Origin of the sequence: Pectobacterium brasiliense (genome assembly GCF_013449685.1) — a bacterium.
Lineage (GTDB): Bacteria > Pseudomonadota > Gammaproteobacteria > Enterobacterales > Enterobacteriaceae > Pectobacterium > Pectobacterium brasiliense_A.
On sequence record NZ_JACDSF010000028.1, the window covers coordinates 193184 to 212711 of the forward strand.

At 52.3% G+C, this 19528-nt stretch carries 18 protein-coding genes; 14 read left to right on the top strand and 4 right to left on the bottom strand.

Annotated elements, in window-relative coordinates; all coding sequences use genetic code 11:
• Positions 1-271: 271 nt before the first annotated feature.
• Complete coding sequence (locus H0248_RS12805; RefSeq protein ID WP_180786205.1) at positions 272-1006, bottom strand: FCD domain-containing protein; 735 nt, start codon at positions 1004-1006, stop codon at positions 272-274.
• Between the two features lie 211 nt (positions 1007-1217).
• Between H0248_RS12805 and H0248_RS12810 the strand changes: the two genes are divergently transcribed.
• The 5 genes from H0248_RS12810 (at position 1218) to H0248_RS12830 (ending at position 5456) form a co-directional block, all read left to right on the top strand.
• Entirely contained in the window at positions 1218-2411 is a 1194-nt protein-coding gene (locus H0248_RS12810; RefSeq protein WP_180786206.1) for an alpha/beta hydrolase, read from the top strand.
• Positions 2412-2495: 84 nt separating this feature from the next.
• Entirely contained in the window at positions 2496-3740 is a 1245-nt protein-coding gene (locus H0248_RS12815; RefSeq protein WP_039276234.1) for a SpoIIE family protein phosphatase, read from the top strand.
• 13 nt (positions 3741-3753) lie between these two features.
• The gene (locus H0248_RS12820) at positions 3754-4308 is read left to right on the top strand and encodes a SiaB family protein kinase (RefSeq protein ID WP_180786207.1); all 555 of its coding nucleotides are present in this window, start codon (positions 3754-3756) and stop codon (positions 4306-4308) included.
• Between the two features lies 1 nt (position 4309).
• Complete coding sequence (locus H0248_RS12825; RefSeq protein WP_180786208.1) at positions 4310-4762, top strand: DUF1987 domain-containing protein; 453 nt, start codon at positions 4310-4312, stop codon at positions 4760-4762.
• The gene (locus H0248_RS12830) at positions 4749-5456 is read left to right on the top strand and encodes a GGDEF domain-containing protein (RefSeq protein WP_039276240.1); all 708 of its coding nucleotides are present in this window, start codon (positions 4749-4751) and stop codon (positions 5454-5456) included. Before H0248_RS12825 ends, H0248_RS12830 begins: the two co-directional genes overlap by 14 nt.
• Before the next feature lie 192 nt (positions 5457-5648).
• Here H0248_RS12830 and mltB read toward each other — a convergent pair whose 3' ends face one another.
• The 3 genes from mltB to H0248_RS12845 form a co-directional block, all read right to left on the bottom strand.
• A complete protein-coding gene (mltB, locus tag H0248_RS12835) occupies positions 5649-6719 on the bottom strand; it encodes a lytic murein transglycosylase B (RefSeq protein ID WP_180786209.1) in 1071 nt (356 codons plus the stop codon).
• Positions 6720-6857: 138 nt separating this feature from the next.
• Complete coding sequence (locus H0248_RS12840; protein WP_180786210.1) at positions 6858-7199, bottom strand: zinc ribbon domain-containing protein YjdM; 342 nt, start codon at positions 7197-7199, stop codon at positions 6858-6860.
• Positions 7200-7319: 120 nt separating this feature from the next.
• Entirely contained in the window at positions 7320-8942 is a 1623-nt protein-coding gene (locus H0248_RS12845; RefSeq protein ID WP_180786211.1) for an EAL domain-containing protein, read from the bottom strand.
• A gap of 304 nt (positions 8943-9246) precedes the next feature.
• Here H0248_RS12845 and fecI point away from each other — a divergent pair, with 304 nt between their 5' ends.
• From fecI to H0248_RS12890, 9 genes are all read left to right on the top strand, one after another.
• On the top strand, positions 9247-9768 hold the full coding sequence (gene fecI / locus H0248_RS12850) for a ferric citrate uptake sigma factor FecI (RefSeq protein ID WP_180786226.1): 522 nt from the start codon (positions 9247-9249) through the stop codon (positions 9766-9768).
• On the top strand, positions 9765-10721 hold the full coding sequence (gene fecR / locus H0248_RS12855; RefSeq protein ID WP_180786212.1) for a ferric citrate uptake sigma factor regulator FecR: 957 nt from the start codon (positions 9765-9767) through the stop codon (positions 10719-10721). Before fecI ends, fecR begins: the two co-directional genes overlap by 4 nt.
• Positions 10722-10813: 92 nt before the next feature.
• Positions 10814-13162 carry a TonB-dependent Fe(3+) dicitrate receptor FecA gene (gene fecA, locus H0248_RS12860; RefSeq protein ID WP_180786213.1) on the top strand — a complete coding sequence of 783 codons (2349 nt, stop codon included), beginning with the start codon at positions 10814-10816 and terminating at the stop codon, positions 13160-13162.
• Positions 13163-13251: 89 nt separating this feature from the next.
• The gene (locus H0248_RS12865; protein WP_180786214.1) at positions 13252-14166 is read left to right on the top strand and encodes a Fe(3+) dicitrate ABC transporter substrate-binding protein FecB; all 915 of its coding nucleotides are present in this window, start codon (positions 13252-13254) and stop codon (positions 14164-14166) included.
• Complete coding sequence (fecC, locus tag H0248_RS12870; protein WP_180786215.1) at positions 14163-15158, top strand: iron-dicitrate ABC transporter permease FecC; 996 nt, start codon at positions 14163-14165, stop codon at positions 15156-15158. Before H0248_RS12865 ends, fecC begins: the two co-directional genes overlap by 4 nt.
• A complete protein-coding gene (gene fecD / locus H0248_RS12875) occupies positions 15158-16117 on the top strand; it encodes a Fe(3+) dicitrate ABC transporter permease subunit FecD (protein ID WP_180786216.1) in 960 nt (319 codons plus the stop codon). Before fecC ends, fecD begins: the two co-directional genes overlap by 1 nt.
• The gene (gene fecE / locus H0248_RS12880; RefSeq protein ID WP_180786217.1) at positions 16118-16885 is read left to right on the top strand and encodes a Fe(3+) dicitrate ABC transporter ATP-binding protein FecE; all 768 of its coding nucleotides are present in this window, start codon (positions 16118-16120) and stop codon (positions 16883-16885) included.
• Positions 16886-17081: 196 nt separating this feature from the next.
• A complete protein-coding gene (locus H0248_RS12885; RefSeq protein WP_014914465.1) occupies positions 17082-17711 on the top strand; it encodes a glutathione S-transferase family protein in 630 nt (209 codons plus the stop codon).
• Positions 17712-17993: 282 nt separating this feature from the next.
• Entirely contained in the window at positions 17994-19226 is a 1233-nt protein-coding gene (locus H0248_RS12890) for a DUF711 family protein (RefSeq protein WP_180786218.1), read from the top strand.
• The last annotated feature ends 302 nt before the right edge of the window (positions 19227-19528 follow it).

Below are 19528 nucleotides of genomic sequence, written 5' to 3' on the forward strand. Positions count from 1 at the left end.
TTCGTCAAGATAGTGAGTTTTCGTCGAGTTTGTTAGTTTTCGCCGAGAATAGGAAAAGCCTACCTCACCGGGACAGGCTGTCAAACGAAACTCACGAATTGATTGACCAATTACACAAAAAATTCGCATTTTGGACTAACATCATGCGTATTCAGGCTGCAATCGTGAGGAAAAGAGTCAAGGGTGGGTTATTTGGTCTGATATCTTTTCTCTCCGTACACCAATACGATGCCGGAGAGAAAATTCATACGGGAAGGGAAACGCAGGGGAATCAGGATTCCAGACGTGAGGGAAAAGACTCGAACAGGTAGCCGTCGAAGGCCGGATCGTCCACGTTTGAAATTTCCAGCAGTTTAATTTTTACGTTTTCCAGATGCTGCCACATTGCCTGACGCGCCATGTTCACATCACGGCGAGATACGGCACGCAGGATTTGTTCATGATCGTCCAGCCACTGGCGCTGATAGCTGAAATCATCGGTATGAGAGTGAATACCCTGCCACATTGGGCTGCGTTTACGCGCCTGCCACACCTCATACACCATATTGGCTAAGACGCTATTTTGGGTAGACTGCGCCAGCAGGCAATGGAATTGTTCATCAGCGCTTTCATCCACGCTGCCGTTCTCAAGCGATGCCCGTTCTTGTTCAATGGCCTGCCGCATTTTCACGATGTCACTCTTAGTCGCCTGCATCGCGGCAAACGCAGCCACTTCACCTTCCAGCAGTTGACGCGCCTGCATCAGCTCGAAGGGGCCATAGCCGCTGTCTACCACGCTGTCTTTTCCCTGCGCGGTCGGCAGTTGCATGACATAAACGCCAGAGCCTTTACGTACCTCAATCAGCTTTTCCAGCTCCAGCATGATCAGGGCTTCACGCACCACGCTGCGGCTGACGTTGTAGGTTTCAGCAATATCACGCTCGGGAGGCAAGCGGTCGCCAATCTGGTAGTTTCCCTTCAGAATTTCCGCGCGAAGATTGTCGCCAATCTGCTGATATAAACGCATACCGCCATCCCTTTATTCAACATCGGCCACCGCAATATTGGCCTGACCAAAAGACAGAAAAAACGCCAGAGTTGTCTGAAGTATAACATGAAGCCATACAGCGCCGCACGTTGAGCAATCTGCATGCGAAATGATTTCAGATATAGTGTTGTCGAAACACCATGACCCCGTTAGCGATCGGGTTGATATTGCCAAAAGGCAAGGAGCATAAATGACAATAAGCGTATTCCGGTTCGGTTCGTGGGGAGTCTGGAAGCGGGTGATAGCAGGCCTGTTCGCCCTCATCGGCGTACTTTTCATGGTGGGATGCAACAGCAGCTCGCGCGACATCGCGCCATTAGGGCAAACGTCATTCGAGCGTTACCAGCAAGACACCACACGCTGGGTCGCTGAGCACCGTGCCTTTCAAACCACGGATAAGCAGTTGGAATTACGCTGGAATACGCCCAGTGAAACCCGCCCCCTCGGCCAGCCGCAGAAAGCCATCTTATTAGTGCACGGATTGGGCGATTCACCCGGTTCATTCACTGACATCACCCCAAAATTGGTCGAACAAGGCTTTCTGGTCAGAACCGTGTTGCTACCGGGTCATGGCACCCGCCCCTCCGATCTGTTGCACGTGACCGTAGATGACTGGCGCAAGGTGGTCGCCGAGCAGGCGGCCATCCTCAGCAAAGAGGTCGATGAGGTTTATCTGGGCGGCTTTTCCACCGGCGGCAATCTGGTACTGGAATACGCCTTACAGCACCCTGAAATCAAAGGGCTGGTGCTGTTCTCCCCCGCAATTAAATCCAATGAAAAATACGCCTTCATGGCACCCGTGCTGTCCGTGTTTACCGACTGGCTGATGCCGCCGCGCCCTGGCTATCCACAACAGTTAGCAACCCGCTATATGCGCGTGCCGACCAACGGCTTCGCCCAATATTATTATTCCAGCAGCGGTGTGCGTTCAGAGCTTGCCAAAAAGCCTTATGACAAACCGGTGCTCATCGTGCTGGCGGAACATGATTCCGTCGTCGATACAACATACATTGTCGACACGTTCGATAAACAGTTTACCCACCCGCGAAGCCGCCTGATCTGGTATGGCGATCGCCCTGCCGGTATCCATTCCTCACGCGTGTTGGTGCGCACAGGCTCGCTGCCCGACTGGCGCATCAGCCAGTTCTCGCACATGTCGCTGCTGTTCTCACCAGACAATAAGCAATACGGTAAAACCGGAGCGATCGTCATCTGCGCCAACGGCCAACCCCTGAACGACCTAAAAACCTGTCAGGACCGCAGCACGCTGTGGTATTCCGACTGGGGATACGTGGAAAATGGCAAAACCCATGTGCGCCTGACCTTTAACCCCTACTTCGACTGGCAAAATCAGATCATGGCTAACGTACTGGACGCGCAATAGCCTTACCGAAAACGGGCGTTGTCATCATTTGGTCATCAAGAGCAGGTATTTTGACTTAAAGATAAATCCGCCCAAAGATTAACCATGATCGCCATGCCCGTTCCTTGCGCCCGACCACTCCTCCGGGGTACACCGGTGGCGCGAGATCTTTGTATTCCTCTGCCGGACGTTTCTCCCGACACCGACAATGCCACCGTATTGCAGTTGTTCAGTAAGAATAAAGAATGGGTCAGCCTGCCTGTCGTGGAGGATGGACGCCCTTTCGGCCTCATCAACCGCCATATTTTTCTCTCGCAGATGTCTCGGCCTTTTTATCGTGAACTGTACGACAAAAAGAGCTGCATCGCGTTTATGGATAAAAATCCGCTGATTGTCGATGCGCTGGCATCGTTGAACGACGTCGCCGATCAAACCGTGATTACCGGTGATAAGTCGCTGACGGACGGCTTTATGATCACCGAGAACGGGCGTTATATCGGTATCGGGTTAGGCATCGATCTGATCAAGGCCGTCTCCGATATGCATCTGCGCCAGCATCAGCAAATTATGCAGAGCATCGAATATGCCAGCGTGATTCAGACAGCGATGCTGACAACGTCAACGCAGGCGATGTCCCGCACGCTTGCCGACTGGTGTCTAGCCTGGGAACCGCGAGACTGTGTCGGCGGCGACTGCTATGCCTTTAAAACCTACCAGAACGGCTGGCTTGCCGCCGTCGCGGACTGTACTGGGCACGGCGTACCCGGCGCATTCATGACCTTAATTTTCTCTTCCGCGCTGGAACAGGCGCTGACACAGCACGGCCCAATGCTGCCAGCGCAGCTATTACAGGCGATCAACCGTCATATCAAAGATACGCTGGGGCAGCGTGACGAAGCACGTCAGCTTTCTACTTCTAACGACGGCTGCGACGCGATGCTGGTGTTCTGCGATATGACGCGCAACACGCTGACGTTTTCCGGCGCGCGCATGCCCGCCTTCATGCTGCAACGCGATACCGGACAACTGACGCCGCTCCAGTGCGATCGTATGGGGGTCGGCTACACCGAAACGCCTTATGACTACCAGTGGTCGAGCTATGAATTACCGCTTCATGATAACGATATGTTTTTCACCACCACGGATGGCTTGACGGATCAAATCGGCGGAGAACGCCGGATTATGTTTGGTAAACGCCGGCTACAGGAGTACCTCCAGCACCATCAACACCAGCCGATGCGCGAACTGGCTAACCAGCTCCTGTCGGCACACAAGATCTACCAGGGCGATCAGACCCGGCGAGACGACTTAACATTTTGGGGCTTCCGACATTGTTCGACTTTTGTTTAATCAGGCAGACAGAATGATGCCAAACATCAAATACACTGAATTTTTTTCGCCCTCACACCAGCATGACATCACGCTGTATTACGTGGGCTATTTTTCACAAAACATCATCAGTTCACTGGCCGAAACCATGCGGCTACAGTTGGAGAAAAAGCAGCTTCCTGCCGGCATCCGTCGCCGACTGTTCTCTACGTTCGTCGAAATGGTGCAGAACATTACCCGCTATTCCGCTGCACCGTTAACCGCGCTCGATCACACCGTCGAAGTCCGTCATGGCTCCGTGTGTCTGGGTTACGAAAATGGGAAATACTTCCTGCTGTGCGCCAACCCGATACACCCCGACGATGTCGAGGCGCTGCGGGGACGTCTTGAACCGCTGCGCGGCATGACGCTTGATGAAATCCGCCTCGCCTACAAAGTCTCTCTGCGTGATGAAACCCCGTCATCAAGCAAAGGCGCGGATATGGGGCTGTTGACCGTTGCGCGTGATGCCAGTGAGCCACTCCAGTTTACGTTTCTGGCCGATGCATCAACGGGGCTATCTACGTTTTATCTGAAGGCAATCATTTAACATGAAAAATATAACAACCCTAAGCAACCTCCATATTTCGGGGACATCCTGTACCCCGACGGTTGATTTTCACTTTGACATACACCGTCTTTATCTTTCCGGCGAATCTTACCCTGAGAACGCCGCGGCGTTTTATCGCCCGCTGCTCACCGAGATTCAGGCGTATCTGGACGCGTTGACGGCCTACGCCGAAACGATGCAGACGGATGACGCACTGCCGAGCATCGAAATTCACGTCTCCCTGATTTACTTCAACAGTTCGAGCACCAAGATGCTGTTCAGTTTATTCAATCTGCTTAATCAGGCTGCGGAACAGACGCTCTCGATTGCGCTGTATTGGTATTACGACAAAGACGACGACATTGCAGAAGAATTTGGTGAAGAGCTTCACATCGATTTCCCGGCCCTGACCTTTCACAGCACCATGTTGAGTGATAATCATGAGCACAATTGAATTGTTTACACCGGAATACGACATTCTGCTCGCCGCGCGCAATATCGCTAACCAGCAGGAAAGGCCAGCCGAAGTCTATCGTGACACGCTACTGGCGTTAACCGACCACTATCAGCGGCTGGTACGCGAGTCGCACCGCCTGATTTCACGCAGCGACCGAGCAGAGAAAGAGCTGAACCGTCTGAACGCACAGCTCAATCAGTTGGCCGTCGAGCTGGAATACAAAGCCAGCCACGATCCGCTGACCAGCGTGTATAACCGTGGTGCGATTATTGAACGCATCAACCACGCGCTGGAGCGCAATCAGGCCGCACTCATCGTACTGGATATCGATCACTTCAAGCAGGTGAATGATACCTATGGTCACCCTACTGGCGACGCCGTGATCTGCGATCTGGTCTCGCGCGTGCAGAACGTGCTGAATACCACCAGCAGCATTGGTCGCGTCGGCGGTGAAGAGTTCACTATCCTGTTGGAAGGGCACACGCTCATGCAGGCCGTTTCACTCGCCAGCCGCCTGCATCAGGATCTCAACAGAATGCCACTCAGCGTACTGCCGCAACAGCGCGTCACTGCCAGCTTCGGCGTCAGTTGGGCCCCGCAGAAAACCCGTTTCGATGCGCTCTACGGTGCCGCGGATGCCGCGCTCTATCAGGCCAAGGAAAAAGGCAGAAATCGCGTGGAGTTTCAGTAAGTCGCAGACTGGGCGATTGCCGTCGCCCTGACTCACGACCATAATAGGGGGTATCGGCTTCTCCGAGACAGATTCCCCCTATGCGTATAGCCTATGAATAGCAGCGTTATAGCGCACGAAACTGTCTCTGCGTCTGTATTGAAAATATGACGAAGAGACCGTCTGTAAATGGAAAACTTAATCGCTCGCGCCCTAGCGCGCGCGGCCTACAGCCTCACCTAACTGCCATACAGCCATCGCGTAATGCGTGCTGTGGTTGTAGCGCGTGATGGTGTAGAAGTTCGGCAGTCCGTACCAGTATTGGTAACCCGTGCCGATGTCCAGCCGCAGCAGGCTGGCTTCACTGTATCCCGCCAGAGAATGCTGTGGCGTTAATCCCGCGGCCTGGAGTTCCGTGAGCGAGTAGCGGGTATTGAAACCGTTCGGGAGCAGCGGAGCCTGACCGTTTGCCTGCACTGCCACAGGCGCGCCTTTCACCCACCCGTGCGCGTTGAAATAATTGGCTACGCTGCCAATCGCGTCCACCGGATCCCACAGGTTGGTATGTCCGTTACCGTCGAAATCCACTGCGTAGTTCTTGAAGGATGACGGCATAAACTGCCCGTAGCCCATCGCGCCCGCGTAAGAGCCGCGCAGGCTGAGCGGATCGTTGCCTTCTTTACGCGCCATCAGCAGGAAGGTTTCCAGCTCGCCCGCAAAGTAATCGGCACGTCGCGGGTAATCAAACGCCAGCGTGGCCAACGCATCAATGATGCGCGTTTTCCCCATCACTCGGCCCCAGCGGGTTTCCACGCCAATAATACCGACAATGATCTCAGGCGGGACGCCGTAAATGTTCTGAGCACGCTGTAGCGCATCCTGATATTGATTCCAGAACGCCACGCCGTTTTGCACGTTGTCTGGCGTAATAAACTGATTGCGATAACGGTTCCAAGATCCGTTAGGCCCTGAAGGCGGGCGCGATGCTGGAGCTTGCTTATCCATCAGACGGATCACCCAATCCAGACTTTTCGCCTGCACGAGCACATCATGCAGTTGCTGGCGGTTAAAGCCATGCTCCAGCACCATTTTATCGACAAACCGCGCGGTAGCCGGGTTAGTCGCAAAATCACCGCCTAGCGGATGGACATTGTGTGCGGGTTCAAGCAGGAAGCCACCTTTAAAAGGATTACCTGAAGGCGCTTCTGCGGGAGGAGGGGAAGGCTGACTGCTACAGGCCGAGAGCAAAACGAGCAGAGGGAGAAAACGAACCAAATGACGCATCAGATATCCGTATAGCCAGGTAAGAAATCAATACAGGCTATGGTAAAGGATTGTCTGATGTGAAAAAACCAGCCAGAGGTGAAAAAATGCCGCGCGCCGCTCAAATAGAAGGCTGACGCGCGCGTTATTACATCCGAATCAGTTTTTCTTCACAAACTCGGACTTCAGCTTCATCGGGCCGAAACCGTCGATTTTACAATCAATATTGTGATCGCCTTCCACCAGACGAATGCCCTTCACGCGGGTGCCGATTTTCAGCGGCGTTGAGCTGCCTTTGACTTTCAGGTCTTTAATGACCGTTACGGTATCGCCATCCGCCAGCAGGTTGCCGTTGGCATCTTTCACCACTAAACCGTCATCCTGCGCTGGTGCATCGCCTGCCGGCGACCACTCATTTCCACATTCCGGGCAGTTAAGCATCTCGCCTTCTTGCCAAGTATATTCAGAACTGCATTTTGGACAATGAGGTAACTGTTGCATGATAAACTCCTGAAAAATTCACAATAAAAAAGTAATAAATATCATTCGGTAACTACCCTATTTTCGATATTTTACCCTTTTATGCACATTTTTGATAGTGAAGCCGTGTTTATCGTGACTTTACGGCTCATCCGATGCGGTTTCACTTTTTGCCGCCAGAAACGTAATCAATGCATCTTGCGTTAACGCTTTGGAATACAACCAGCCCTGTGCATAAGCGACGCCAAGGCTTTTCAAATAGGCTTCCTGAGCCGGAGTCTCAATCCCTTCGGCAACAATATGCAAATTAAGGCAGTGCGCCATGCTGACAATATGAGATAACACAATATCAGTCGGTGAATGGTCACGAATATTCCCAACAAAGGACTTGTCGATTTTAAGCTTATTGGCTTTTACCCGCTCAAGATAGGACAGGCCAGAATAGCCAGTCCCAAAATCATCAATCGCGACATCAATGCCTTTTTGTTGATACAGCGCTACCATCGGTGCCGCTTTCTGGGGTTCAATCATCGATGATTCGGTTAATTCGACATTAACATTAGCACCATCGAGTTTGTATATGGCAATCTGCTCCACGAGATAATTGAAAACGGCAATATCTTCGAACTCCGCCGCTTCAAGATTGATAGAGACAAACATCTCCGGATAACGATGTCTCAGCACGCTGACCGTTTGTAGCGCCTCATCGATAACAAAAAACGTTAAGTCTTTCATTAGCCCAACCTGACGAATCATGGGAATAAAAGAATCCGGCGTAATCAGGCGTCCATCCGAATGACGCCAGCGTATAAGGGCTTCACACCCCACGACCTGAGTGGTATCCAGTTTAATAATCGGCTGATAATGCAATTCAAACTCTTTTTGCCTTAGCGCCTGATTGAGAACATAGCGCGGGCTTTGAATGACCAAGTATTTTCTGGTGATAATCTCTGACAACAGCAGGGATATGAGCATAAAAATGGGAAAAACAGAGAAAAAAATCGTTAGGTAAAATGAAAATTTCGCGGGTTTATCCGCTCTAACCACTAAAGTCAGATCGCTATCCGGTAGGGGTTTCAGGACATAATATTTATCGTCAATATAAAATCTATCGGTGTTATTACCCCCTGAAGTCAAACGGGAATAAATATGACTACTCATCGAGTCCGAAAGAATAACACGGCCGTCCAGCTTATTTTTTTCCAGTAATGCGTACTGGATATTATAGCTGTAGGAGGGTACATCCAGAAATGAGCGAGGATTCAACACCACAAGGTGACGCGTGGTACCAACATAAATCATCGGCTTATTTTTATTCAGCGGACTTTCAATTTTATACCAAATGTTATAAATATGTTTATAACAAAAATCGGGGGCTGGAAGAAACATCGTATTAATGTTGTTCATCATCGAAGAACAGCGAGGCCGATTCCCATCGATATAGACCACATCCTGGATATAATCATTGTCGTAAGCAATTTTACGCAATAAATCCAGATGCAGGTTATCACAATAAGGTGGATAGCTTTTTTCTAAAATATCAAGTGCGGAGGTGGCCTGCTGAATAATTTTCCCGGCATGTTCAACTGTAACGTTAGAAAAATCATCCACTTCGCGTTCAAACTGTCTGAACGAAAATGCCGAATAAACCGCAAGCACTAACGCAAAAAGCGCCACCAGAGTAAAAAATAGGCTGGAGAATAATAAGAAAAAGCTTTTCTTAAAATAGAGCTTTTGAAAATAGGCTAGCAGGCTTTTTTTCATAGGAGCAACGCATCATTATGATGAGAAATCCAACATAGCACACAACCCCCCTACAACAATGTATCGATATCTCAAATAATTCTGATTTTAAGACATCGGTAACTGCCGAATGACAGAGCCTCTCTGGGATAAGAAGGTAATAACATCATTGTCTTTCCTATTTACCTTAAAAAACAGCCAGTTGCTTTCTATCACTTTTTTCTTATCACTATCGCCCTGTGATTTAATTGTAATGATAACCATTATCATATTAATATAACGTCCTATTATTGACCGCCGATACACGTTTCTATTTTCGACCATGATGTCTGACCACGCCACGCCCTCTGCTGAACTGACGCTTGAATCACTCTATGGTTCGCATCACGGCTGGCTGAAGCACTGGCTAACGGGCAAGCTCCAATCCTCTTTTGACGCCGATGATATTGCTCAGGACACCTTCCTGCGCGTGATGAACGGCGAGTCATTGACCGCAATCCGCGATCCTAAATCGTTTCTATGTACCGTTGCCAAACGCGTGATGGTCGATCTCTTTCGCCGCAATGCGCTAGAGAAAGCCTATCTGGATAGGCTGGCGCAGTTGCCGGAGGCGCTTGCACCTTCACCAGAGATCCAGCAACAGCAGCTTGAGACGCTCCAGCAGGTGGATCTCATGCTCGATGGCCTGAGCCACAAAGCACGACAGGCGTTTTTGCTTTCCCAGCTTGATGGCATGGCCTATAGCGAGATCGCAACACGGCTGAATGTTTCCGTTAGCTCCGTCAAAAAATACGTTGCCAAAGCCACGGAGCATTGCCTGCTGTTCCGTCTGGAGCATGGGCTGTGAGTCTCCCGCTAACCGATTCCCAGCGTCAGGCTCTGCGCTCCGCCTCACATTGGTATGCGGTCCTGAGCGACGAACGCGTGAGCCCCCAGCAAGCCGAGAAATGGCAGCAGTGGTATGCGCACAGTCGGGATCACCAGTGGGCTTGGTCGCAGGTAGAAAATCTGCGCAGCCAGATGAACATCGTACCTGGCAACGTCGCCCACCGCGCCCTTCAGGATACGCAGCTTACTCGCCGCCGAGTGATGAAAGGTCTTTTACTGCTGTTGGGCGTTGGTGGCGGGTGGCAGCTTTGGCGTTCCGACACCGGAACGGGCCTTCGCGCCGATTACACCACAGCGAAAGGGACAATCCGTCAGCAGCGTCTGGAAGACGGCACGTTGCTTTCTCTGAATACTGATAGCGCCGTCAATGTTCGCTTCGATCCACAGCAGCGGCGTATTCACCTCTGGTACGGCGAAATCGCGATTACCACCGGACAGGATGCCAGCAGCCGCCCTTTCTACGTGCAGACACGACACGGGAAGCTGACCGCACTCGGCACTGAATTTACGGTCCGTCAGGAAGCCGACAGTACGCTACTGAGCGTGCAACACCATGCGGTGAAAGTCGTACTGGCCGACGATCCGACCCAAGAGCGCATCGTGCGTCAGGGCGAAAGCCTGCGCTTCAGCGCGCGGGCTCTGGGTGAAATCCAATCCGCAGAAGAAGAAGACAGCAACTGGGCGCAGGGCATTCTCAGTTTCAGCAATAAGCCGCTCGGCGACGTGATAGCGACGCTATCGCGCTATCGTCACGGCGTACTGCGCTGTAGCCCAGAGGTCGCGAGGCTGCGGTTAAGCGGCACCTTCCCGCTGAAAAATACCGATACGGTGTTACAGGTCATCGAGAAAACACTTCCTGTTAAAATTCAGTATATTACTCGTTATTGGGTCAATATCCTTCCCGCACACTAAACGATAACGAAAAAAATTATCATTCTTGATTGTCCTTTTTCTCCCTCTCATTCGACTTAGGTGTATAGAACAAAAATGATGATGGAGATGTAATGACGCGCTTACGCACCTTTCGTAAAGCAACCCCTTTAGCCATGGCGATACAGCTCAGTCTGCTGTCGACAGTCGGTCTCACGGCAGGGATGACCCATGCCGCGACGGCACCCGCCACCACACGCTACGATATTGCTGCTGGCGAGTTAGACAAAGCGCTCAACCACTATGCCGCCCGCAGCGGGATTACGCTGTCGGTCGATGCCAGCCTGACGCAGGGTAAACGCAGCAACGGCCTACACGGCGACTACACCATTGACGGCGGTCTGAAAGCCCTGCTGGCGGGTAGCGGTTTGCAACTGAAGGCGCTGGGCAACAATGCCTGGACGCTGGAACCGATCCCAGCGGTAGCGGAAGAAACGCTGACGGTCGTTGGCGACTGGTTGGGGGAAGCGCGTGAAAATGACGTCTTTGAACACGCTGGCGCACGCGATGTGATCCGTCGTGAGGACTTCGCCAAGACCGGTGCCACCACGATGCGCGATGTCTTAAACCGTATGCCGGGCGTGTATGCGCCGGAAAATAACGGCACGGGCAGCCACGATCTGGCCATGAATTTTGGTATTCGCGGTCTCAGCCCGCGCCTTGCCAGCCGTTCCACCGTATTGATGGACGGCATTCCGGTGCCGTTTGCGCCCTACGGTCAGCCACAGCTTTCCCTCGCGCCCATCTCACTTGGCAATATGGACGCCATTGATGTCGTGCGCGGCGGCGGTGCTGTGCGCTACGGACCACAGAGCGTCGGCGGCGTCGTGAACTTCGTCACCCGGGCGATCCCGAAAGAATTTGGCATGAGCGCTGGCATAGAAGGCCAACACAGCCCGACATCCTCACAGCACAACCCGAAAGAAACGCACAACCTGCTGGTTGGCGGCACGGCGGATAACGGTTTTGGTTCAGCGCTGCTCTATTCCGGCACGCGCGGCAGCGACTGGCGCGAGCACAGCGCGACGCGCATTGACGACGTGATGCTGAAAAGCCGCTACGCGCCAAACGACGTGCACACGTTTAACAGCCTGCTGCAATATTACGATGGCAGCGCCGATATGCCGGGCGGCCTGTCGCGTGCCGATTACAATGCGGACCGCTGGCAGTCAACGCGTCCGTACGATCGCTTCTGGGGGCGTCGTCAGCTTGCCAGTCTGGGCTATCAATACCAGCCGGATCAGCAGCATAAATTCAATATTCAGGGCTTCTACACGCGCACGCTGCGCAGTGGCTATCTGGAACAGAATTCGATCATTACCCTGTCGCCACGTGAATATTGGGTACGTGGCATCGAACCGCGCTACAGCCAAAGTTTTACCCTCGGATCTTCCGCTCATGAAGTGGGCGTCGGCTACCGTTATGTCAGCGAATCCACCCATGAGGTGCGTTACTTCACCAGCACCGCCAGCAAGACGCTGCCAAGCGCCAGCAGCCCTATCGACCGCGAAACCCGTGCGGGTACAGAAGCGCACGCCTGGTACATCGACGACCGCGTTGATATCGGCAACTGGACAATTACGCCGGGAATGCGCGTTGAGCACATCAAATCTCATCAGGACAACACGCTGAAAGGCACGGGCGAAGCGGTCAGCTACAACGCCCCGCTACCTGCCTTGAACGTGCTCTACCACGTTAACGAGAGTTGGAATCTTTATGCAAACACCGAAGGATCATTCGGCACCGTACAGTACAGCCGAATTGGCAAGGCTGCTCAAAGCGGCAAAGTGGAGCCAGAAAAAGCGCGCACCTGGGAAGTCGGTTCCCGCTACGACGACGGCGCGCTGACGGCAGAATTGGGCGTTTTTCTGGTTAACTTCAATAACCAGTATGACTCCAATCAGACCAACAACACCGTCACCACGCGGGGAAAAACCCGCCATTCTGGGCTGGAAACACAGGCTCGTTATCATCTCTCCGAGTTGTCACCCCGCTTAGACGCAGTGTCAGTTTATGCGCGCTATGCCTATGTGAATGCTGAAATTCGCGAAGCGGGCGATACCTACGGTAATCAGGTGCCCTTCTCTTCAAAACATCGGGGAGGATTCGGCGTCGATTATCAGCCGGGCAACTGGACGTTCAACCTGAACAGCGAGTTCCAATCCAGCCAGTTCGCCGATAACGCTAACACCGTTGCCGAAAGCGCAGATGGCAGCACCGGACGACTCCCCGGCTTTATGCTGTGGGGCGCACGCGCAGCTTACGACTTTGGCCCGCAGTTCTCCGATCTCAATCTGGCCTTTGGTGTGAAAAACCTGTTCGACCACGATTACTACACACGCTCGAACAGCGATGACAACAACAAAGGGATTTATGCCGGTCAGCCCCGCACCTTCTATATGCAGGGCTCGCTGAAATTCTGATCGCCACACGCACTCGCTGGGCAGCCGCCCAGCTTGACTAACGATCATGACTTATTCGATCACGATAATGACCACTATGGGGTTACGCTATGTCTGCTCTAATTCGCGTTGCACTGATTGCAACACTTTGTTTGTTCGGACTGGGCCGCGCCAATGCGGTAACCGTGCAGGATGAACAAGGTTCCTTTACGCTCGACACACCACCTCAGCGTATTGTGGTGCTGGAACTGTCTTTTGCCGATGCGCTGGCCGCGATAGATGTCAGCCCAGTCGGGATCGCCGATGACAACGATCCCGATCGGATCCTGACAGAAGTCCGCGAACATCTTAAACCCTGGCATTCCGTAGGCACGCGCGCACAGCCAAGCCTGGAAGCCATCAGCGCATTGAAGCCGGATTTGATTATCGCCGACAGCAGCCGTCATAGCGGCATTTACACGGCGCTGAAAGCGATTGCACCGGTGCTGCTGCTAAAATCGCGCAACGAAACCTATGAAGAGAACCTGCACTCTGCGGAGATCATCGGCAAGGTGTTGGGGAAAGACAGCGTGATGCAGGCTCGTCTGGCCCAGCATCGCGAGACGATGAAAGCCTACGCCGCCCAGCTTCCCCAAGGCACCAATGTGGTCTTCGGCACCTCGCGCGAGCAGCAGTTTAACCTGTACTCCAACGATGCCTACACCGGCAGCGTGCTGGCCGCCCTCGGTCTGAGCGTGCCAAAACCGATTAATAATGCCCCGATGGCTTCCATCAATCTGGAACAGTTGCTGGCGATTAACCCACAGTGGCTGATCGTGACGCACTATCGCGAAGAAAGTATTGTGAAACGTTGGCAGCAGGATACGCTCTGGAACCTGCTGGAAGCGCAGCAAAAACAGCAGATTGCCGCCGTTGACAGCAATGCCTGGGCGCGGATGCGCGGTATTTTTGCCGCGGAACGCATCGGCAGCGATACAGTAAAGATTTTTAAGCATCAACCCATTAGCGTCAGCAGCGAGCAATGAGGCAAAGTTTTCATCCATTCTGGCGTTGGGGATTGCCAATAGCGGCACTGCTGGGCGTGTTCTGGCTTAGCCTGTTCTGTTATTCCGCGATCCCCATTCCCGCCTTAAGTGCAATCAAAGCACTGGTAACGGGATCGCCCTCTTCGCTCCCCGAGGCGCTGGTGCTCAACCTGCGCCTGCCACGCAGTCTGGTTGCCGTCCTGATCGGCGCCAGTCTGGCATTGTCCGGTGCCCTGCTTCAGACGTTGACCCATAATCCTCTGGCTTCTCCTTCTCTGCTCGGCATCAACAGCGGCGCGGCGCTGGCAATGGCGCTGACCAGCGCATTCAGTTCTTCACTCTCCGGTTACCCTATCGCCTTTGTTGCCGCCTGCGGCAGCGGCCTGTGCTGGCTGATGGTGATGGCCGCAGGCGGCGGCTGGCGACAAACGCTCGATCGCAATCGGCTGATTCTGGCGGGCGTCGCGCTTTCTGCGCTGTGCATGGCCTTAACGCGGATTACGCTTCTGCTGGCGGAAGATCACGCCTATGGCATTTTTTACTGGCTGGCAGGCGGCGTATCGCACGCGCGCTGGGTGGAATTCTGGCAACTCTTCCCGTTTGTCATCACCGTCACTCCTGTTGTCCTGCTGCTGGCTAACCAGCTTAATCTGCTGAACATCGGTGACGTGAGTGCCCACACGCTGGGCGTCAACTTAGGTCGTCTGCGCCTAATCCTCAATCTGGCCGTGCTGATTCTGGTGGGTGCCTGCGTGAGCGTCGCCGGTCCGGTCGCGTTTATCGGCCTGTTGATACCGCATCTGGCGCGTTTCTGGATCGGTTACGACCAGAGAAAGCTGCTCCCCATGAGCATGCTGATGGGTGCGGCGTTTATGTTACTTGCCGATCTGCTTGCCCGTGCGCTCGCCTGGCCGGGCGAACTGCCTGCTGGCGCGGTACTGGCACTGATCGGCGCTCCCTGTTTCGTGTGGCTGGCAAGGAGGCGAGGATAATGCGTCCCATGATTGTGTTCATCTCGATTACGCTGCTGTTACTCGCCACCAGCATTCTGTCGCTGCGCATGGGCGCGATTCCGCTGCCGTGGTCGGCGCTGATGAGCGGCTGGCACAGCACCAGCGAACATCATTATGTCCTGACCCAATACCGTTTGCCCCGCGTGCTGCTGGCGCTGTTCGTCGGCGCGGCACTGGCTATTTCCGGCGTGCTGGTGCAAGGGATTGTGCGTAACCCGCTGGCATCGCCGGATATTCTCGGCGTGAATCACGCGGCGAGTCTGGCGACCGTCGGCGCACTGATGCTGGTGCCTGCGCTGCCCGTGATCTGGCTACCGCTGCTCGCGTTTATCGGAGGCATTGCCGGGTTGCTGCTCCTGAGACTCATTGCTGGAGCATCATCCCCGATGCGGCTGGCGCTCATCGGCGTCGCGCTATCTGCCACCTGGGCAAGCGTCACCGACTACCTGATTCTCTCCCGTCCGCAGGATATCAACAACGCGCTGCTGTGGCTGACGGGTAGCCTGTGGGGACGTGACTGGTCATTCGTCATGGTCGCGCTGCCCGTCCTCTGCGTATTGATTCCACTCAGCCTGCGCTTTTGCCGCGATCTGGATTTGCTCGCGCTGGGCGACGACCGCGCCAGCACGCTGGGCGTGAATATCAGACGCATTCAGTTTTGGGGGTTAGCGCTCGCCGTCGCACTCGCCGCAACCAGCGTGGCCGTGTGCGGGCCTATCGGCTTTATCAGCCTCGTGGTGCCGCATCTGATCCGCTATCTGGTGGGAGGACAGCACCGCTGGCTCCTCCCAACCTCTGCTGTTGCCGGTGCATTGGTACTGCTGCTTGCCGATCTGCTGGCGCGCACGCTGAACCCCCCGATGGAATTACCCGCAGGGGTGCTCACTGCCATTATTGGCGCGCCCTGGTTTTTTTGGCTTCTCGTGAGAATGCGCTAAATGGAACTGACAACACAAAACCTGACGGCGGGCTATGGCGACAAGCGTATTCTTGATGGATTGTCGCTGTCGCTACCCGCCGGAAAAATTACTGCCCTGCTCGGCCCCAACGGCTGCGGCAAATCAACGCTGCTGAAGTGCTTTGCCAAGCTGCTTATCCCAGAGTCCGGTGCTATTCAGCTCAACGGCAAGTCGCTCTCTGCGTTCTCTGCCCGCCAGCTCTCACGCCATCTGGCGCTGTTACCGCAGCAGCATTTGACGCCAGAGGGGATCACCGTGCGCGACATGGTGGCCTACGGGCGCAGCCCTTGGCTGTCACTGTGGGGACGGTTATCGCAGGACGATCGCCAGCACGTGCAGCTCGCAATGGAGAAAACGCACATCGTCGACCTCGCCGACAAACGGTTAACCGACTTATCCGGAGGACAACGTCAGCGGGCATTTCTGGCGATGCTGCTGGCGCAGGATACGCCCGTCGTCCTGCTCGATGAGCCGACAACCTATCTCGATATTAATCATCAGGTCGAGTTAATGAAGCTGCTGCGTGAACTGAATCACGCGGGCAAAACGGTCGTGACCGTCTTGCACGATCTGAATCAGGCCAGCCGCTACTGCGATCATCTGGTGATGCTGGCAGGTGGACGCGTGATGGCGCAGGGCTCACCGCACGAGGTAATGAAACCGACATTGCTACAGCAGGTATTCAGCATTGATGCGGAGATCCACGCCGAACCCGTCTCAGGACAGCCGATGTGTGTGGTGCGGTGATAGCGGGTCCTATTTTTTATTCAGCATTCGTGGGCATAACCATCTCATAAAAATATTTATGCCCCCTCAAAAATAGCCTTGTTAGCCGTGAGCCAGCAGAACCGCTACTCTGCCTGTGTGATATGGGATCAATACGCGTAATGGAAACAACATCATAGCGATCAGCTCAAACCATCAGGACTTAAGGAAGCGTGATATGGGATTAAAATTGCATCATCTTAATGATTCGCGGTCTGTGCGTATCCTCTGGCTGCTTGAAGAAGCAGGGATACCTTATGAGCTTGTCAGATATCAGCGGGATGAAAAAACGCATTTAGCACCGGCCTCCTTGAGAGCGATCCATCCTTTAGGTAAATCGCCGTTGATTGAAGAAGATGGCAAGATCATCGCAGAATCCGGCGCTATCGTTGAATACCTGATCAATCGCCACGCAAAACACCTGGCCCCAGATGCAAACGCGGCCGAATACATTGACTACCTTCAATGGATACACTTTGCGGAAAGCTCCGCCATGCTCCCGGTTTTATTGAAGATCTTTGGCGAGTTTGAAAAGAATACCGGCACCACGCTAAATTTCCTCGAAGATTACGCTGACAACGAATTCGAGAAAGTCTTTTCATTCTTAGACGATGCGCTATCTTCACGGGAATTTATCGTAGGCGATAAGCTGAGTGGCGCAGATATTATGCTGGGCTTTGTTATTAACACCGTCGTGGAGAGACTCGTTCCCGGCGAGCGCTTCCCGAATATTCAGCGCTACTCACAGCGCCTGAAAAATCTGCCGAGCTGGCAAAAAACTCAGGCCATTGAATCACGCGCAGAATAAGGGATCAGCGCGAGGCATCACGCCATTGGGAATACTTGCGTACCGCCTCGCGCACTTCAGTAATAGTGGAAAATCGGGTATGCATCCATATCAAAACCAGCAACACGCTATTTTTCAAGATAATGCCTCAGTTCCAATCGCGACTCATACATATTAATGCGTATAAAAAAGCAGGACATGTCTCCGTGTACATCAAATGCCATTGTATTTTTTTTGCTATGGCGAGTAGGATGATATGACAGAATCACTCACTGTATGGCAATAGTTTCCAAGGAGAACCTAGTGGATTATAAAGAGAAAGCACTTTGTAAAATACGGACTGTGACAACGTTTCTATCATTAAGTCACGATAAAGAGAGTTGGAAGACAGAAATTAATAAAGCCTCAAAATTTTTATCAGATTTAATGGCAGAGTTTCAACGTCACCACTACACGGTACAGTCCATTCGCATTGTCACCAATCCATTTGGGGAATATCTCAATATAAGCAGTATAGAGAATGCCCGAGCTGATTTACACTATATTAGCGAGTTATTGGCTCACAATAATCACTCAGGAGTAAGGGTAAGGTTTGCTATTGGTGAAGCAAAAACAACAAGAGAAATTGAGATACTGCCTGATCTCATCAATGAGTTTGGCGATTTGTGTAATGCCTGTGTAAATATCCCCTTAGATGATTATGGCATTGTCGACAATGAGCTTATTAAAACTGCCGCTTCATGTGTAAAAAAAATCAGTATAATAACTCCTCGGGGTGAGGGAAACTTTAATTTTACAGTCAACTTCAATTGCAAACCACTGATTCCTTACTTTCCGGCTGGATATCACAAAAAAGAATTAGGGGATTGCTTTGTCATTGGCCTTGAAACCCCCGACCTACTGGTTAATACATTAAAAACCTTCAATAAAGAGAAAGGTATAAAAAATCATAATGAACTATTCAGTAATTATTATACTATACTGAGCACAGCGCTTCAGTATCATATCTCAGCAATTAAAAATATTATTACACATGCAGAAATGGATTTTCCTTTTAAATTTTCAGGTTTCGATAGTTCGGCAGCTCCCTCTAAAAATTGTGCCAGTATGGCAGAAGTCTATGAACAGATGGGGGTCGAATACTTTGGTGCATCAGGTACTGTTGAAGCATCAGGGCTATTAACCAAAGTATTTAAATCAGTAAAAGAGACAGAATTAGTAGGTTTTTCTGGATTAATGCTTGCATTAACCGAAGATCAAGGTTTAGCCAATGGCTCTGTGAAATCAAATTTTGATATTCGTGCACTGCTGACTTACAGCGCGGTTTGCGGAATTGGGTTGGATACTGTTCCTGTTCCCGGTGATGTATCTATTGATAAACTTTCTGCTTTAATGAGAGACACTGGGACGATGGCTTTTCGCCTAAATAAACCACTTACTGTTCGCGTTTTCCCTGCTCCTGGCATGCAGGCAGGTGATATAACCAACTTTGAAAGTGATGACTTATGTAATTGTGCGGTGTTGGCTGTGCCATAACATTATGCTCAAAATAATTCGAGTTTCAGGAAAAAAACGGCAAGGCGTTTTTGAACAGCGCTTGTGCTGACCCCAAAGGCCGAATAACGCGGCAAGAGAAGGTCAAATTCGTCGGGAACGAATTTGACCAGCCAACGACTGGCCTTCGGTGATAGACAGAATCTCTCTCATTTAATCCCGATGAGCTTACTTAGGTCAGTGATTCGGGTGAGTGAGTCTGAATGATATCGGCCGCACGATTATCTTCAGCATCAGTGATGCTCTGCTCATCGTGTTTATTTTTCTACAATAATCGCTGGAAA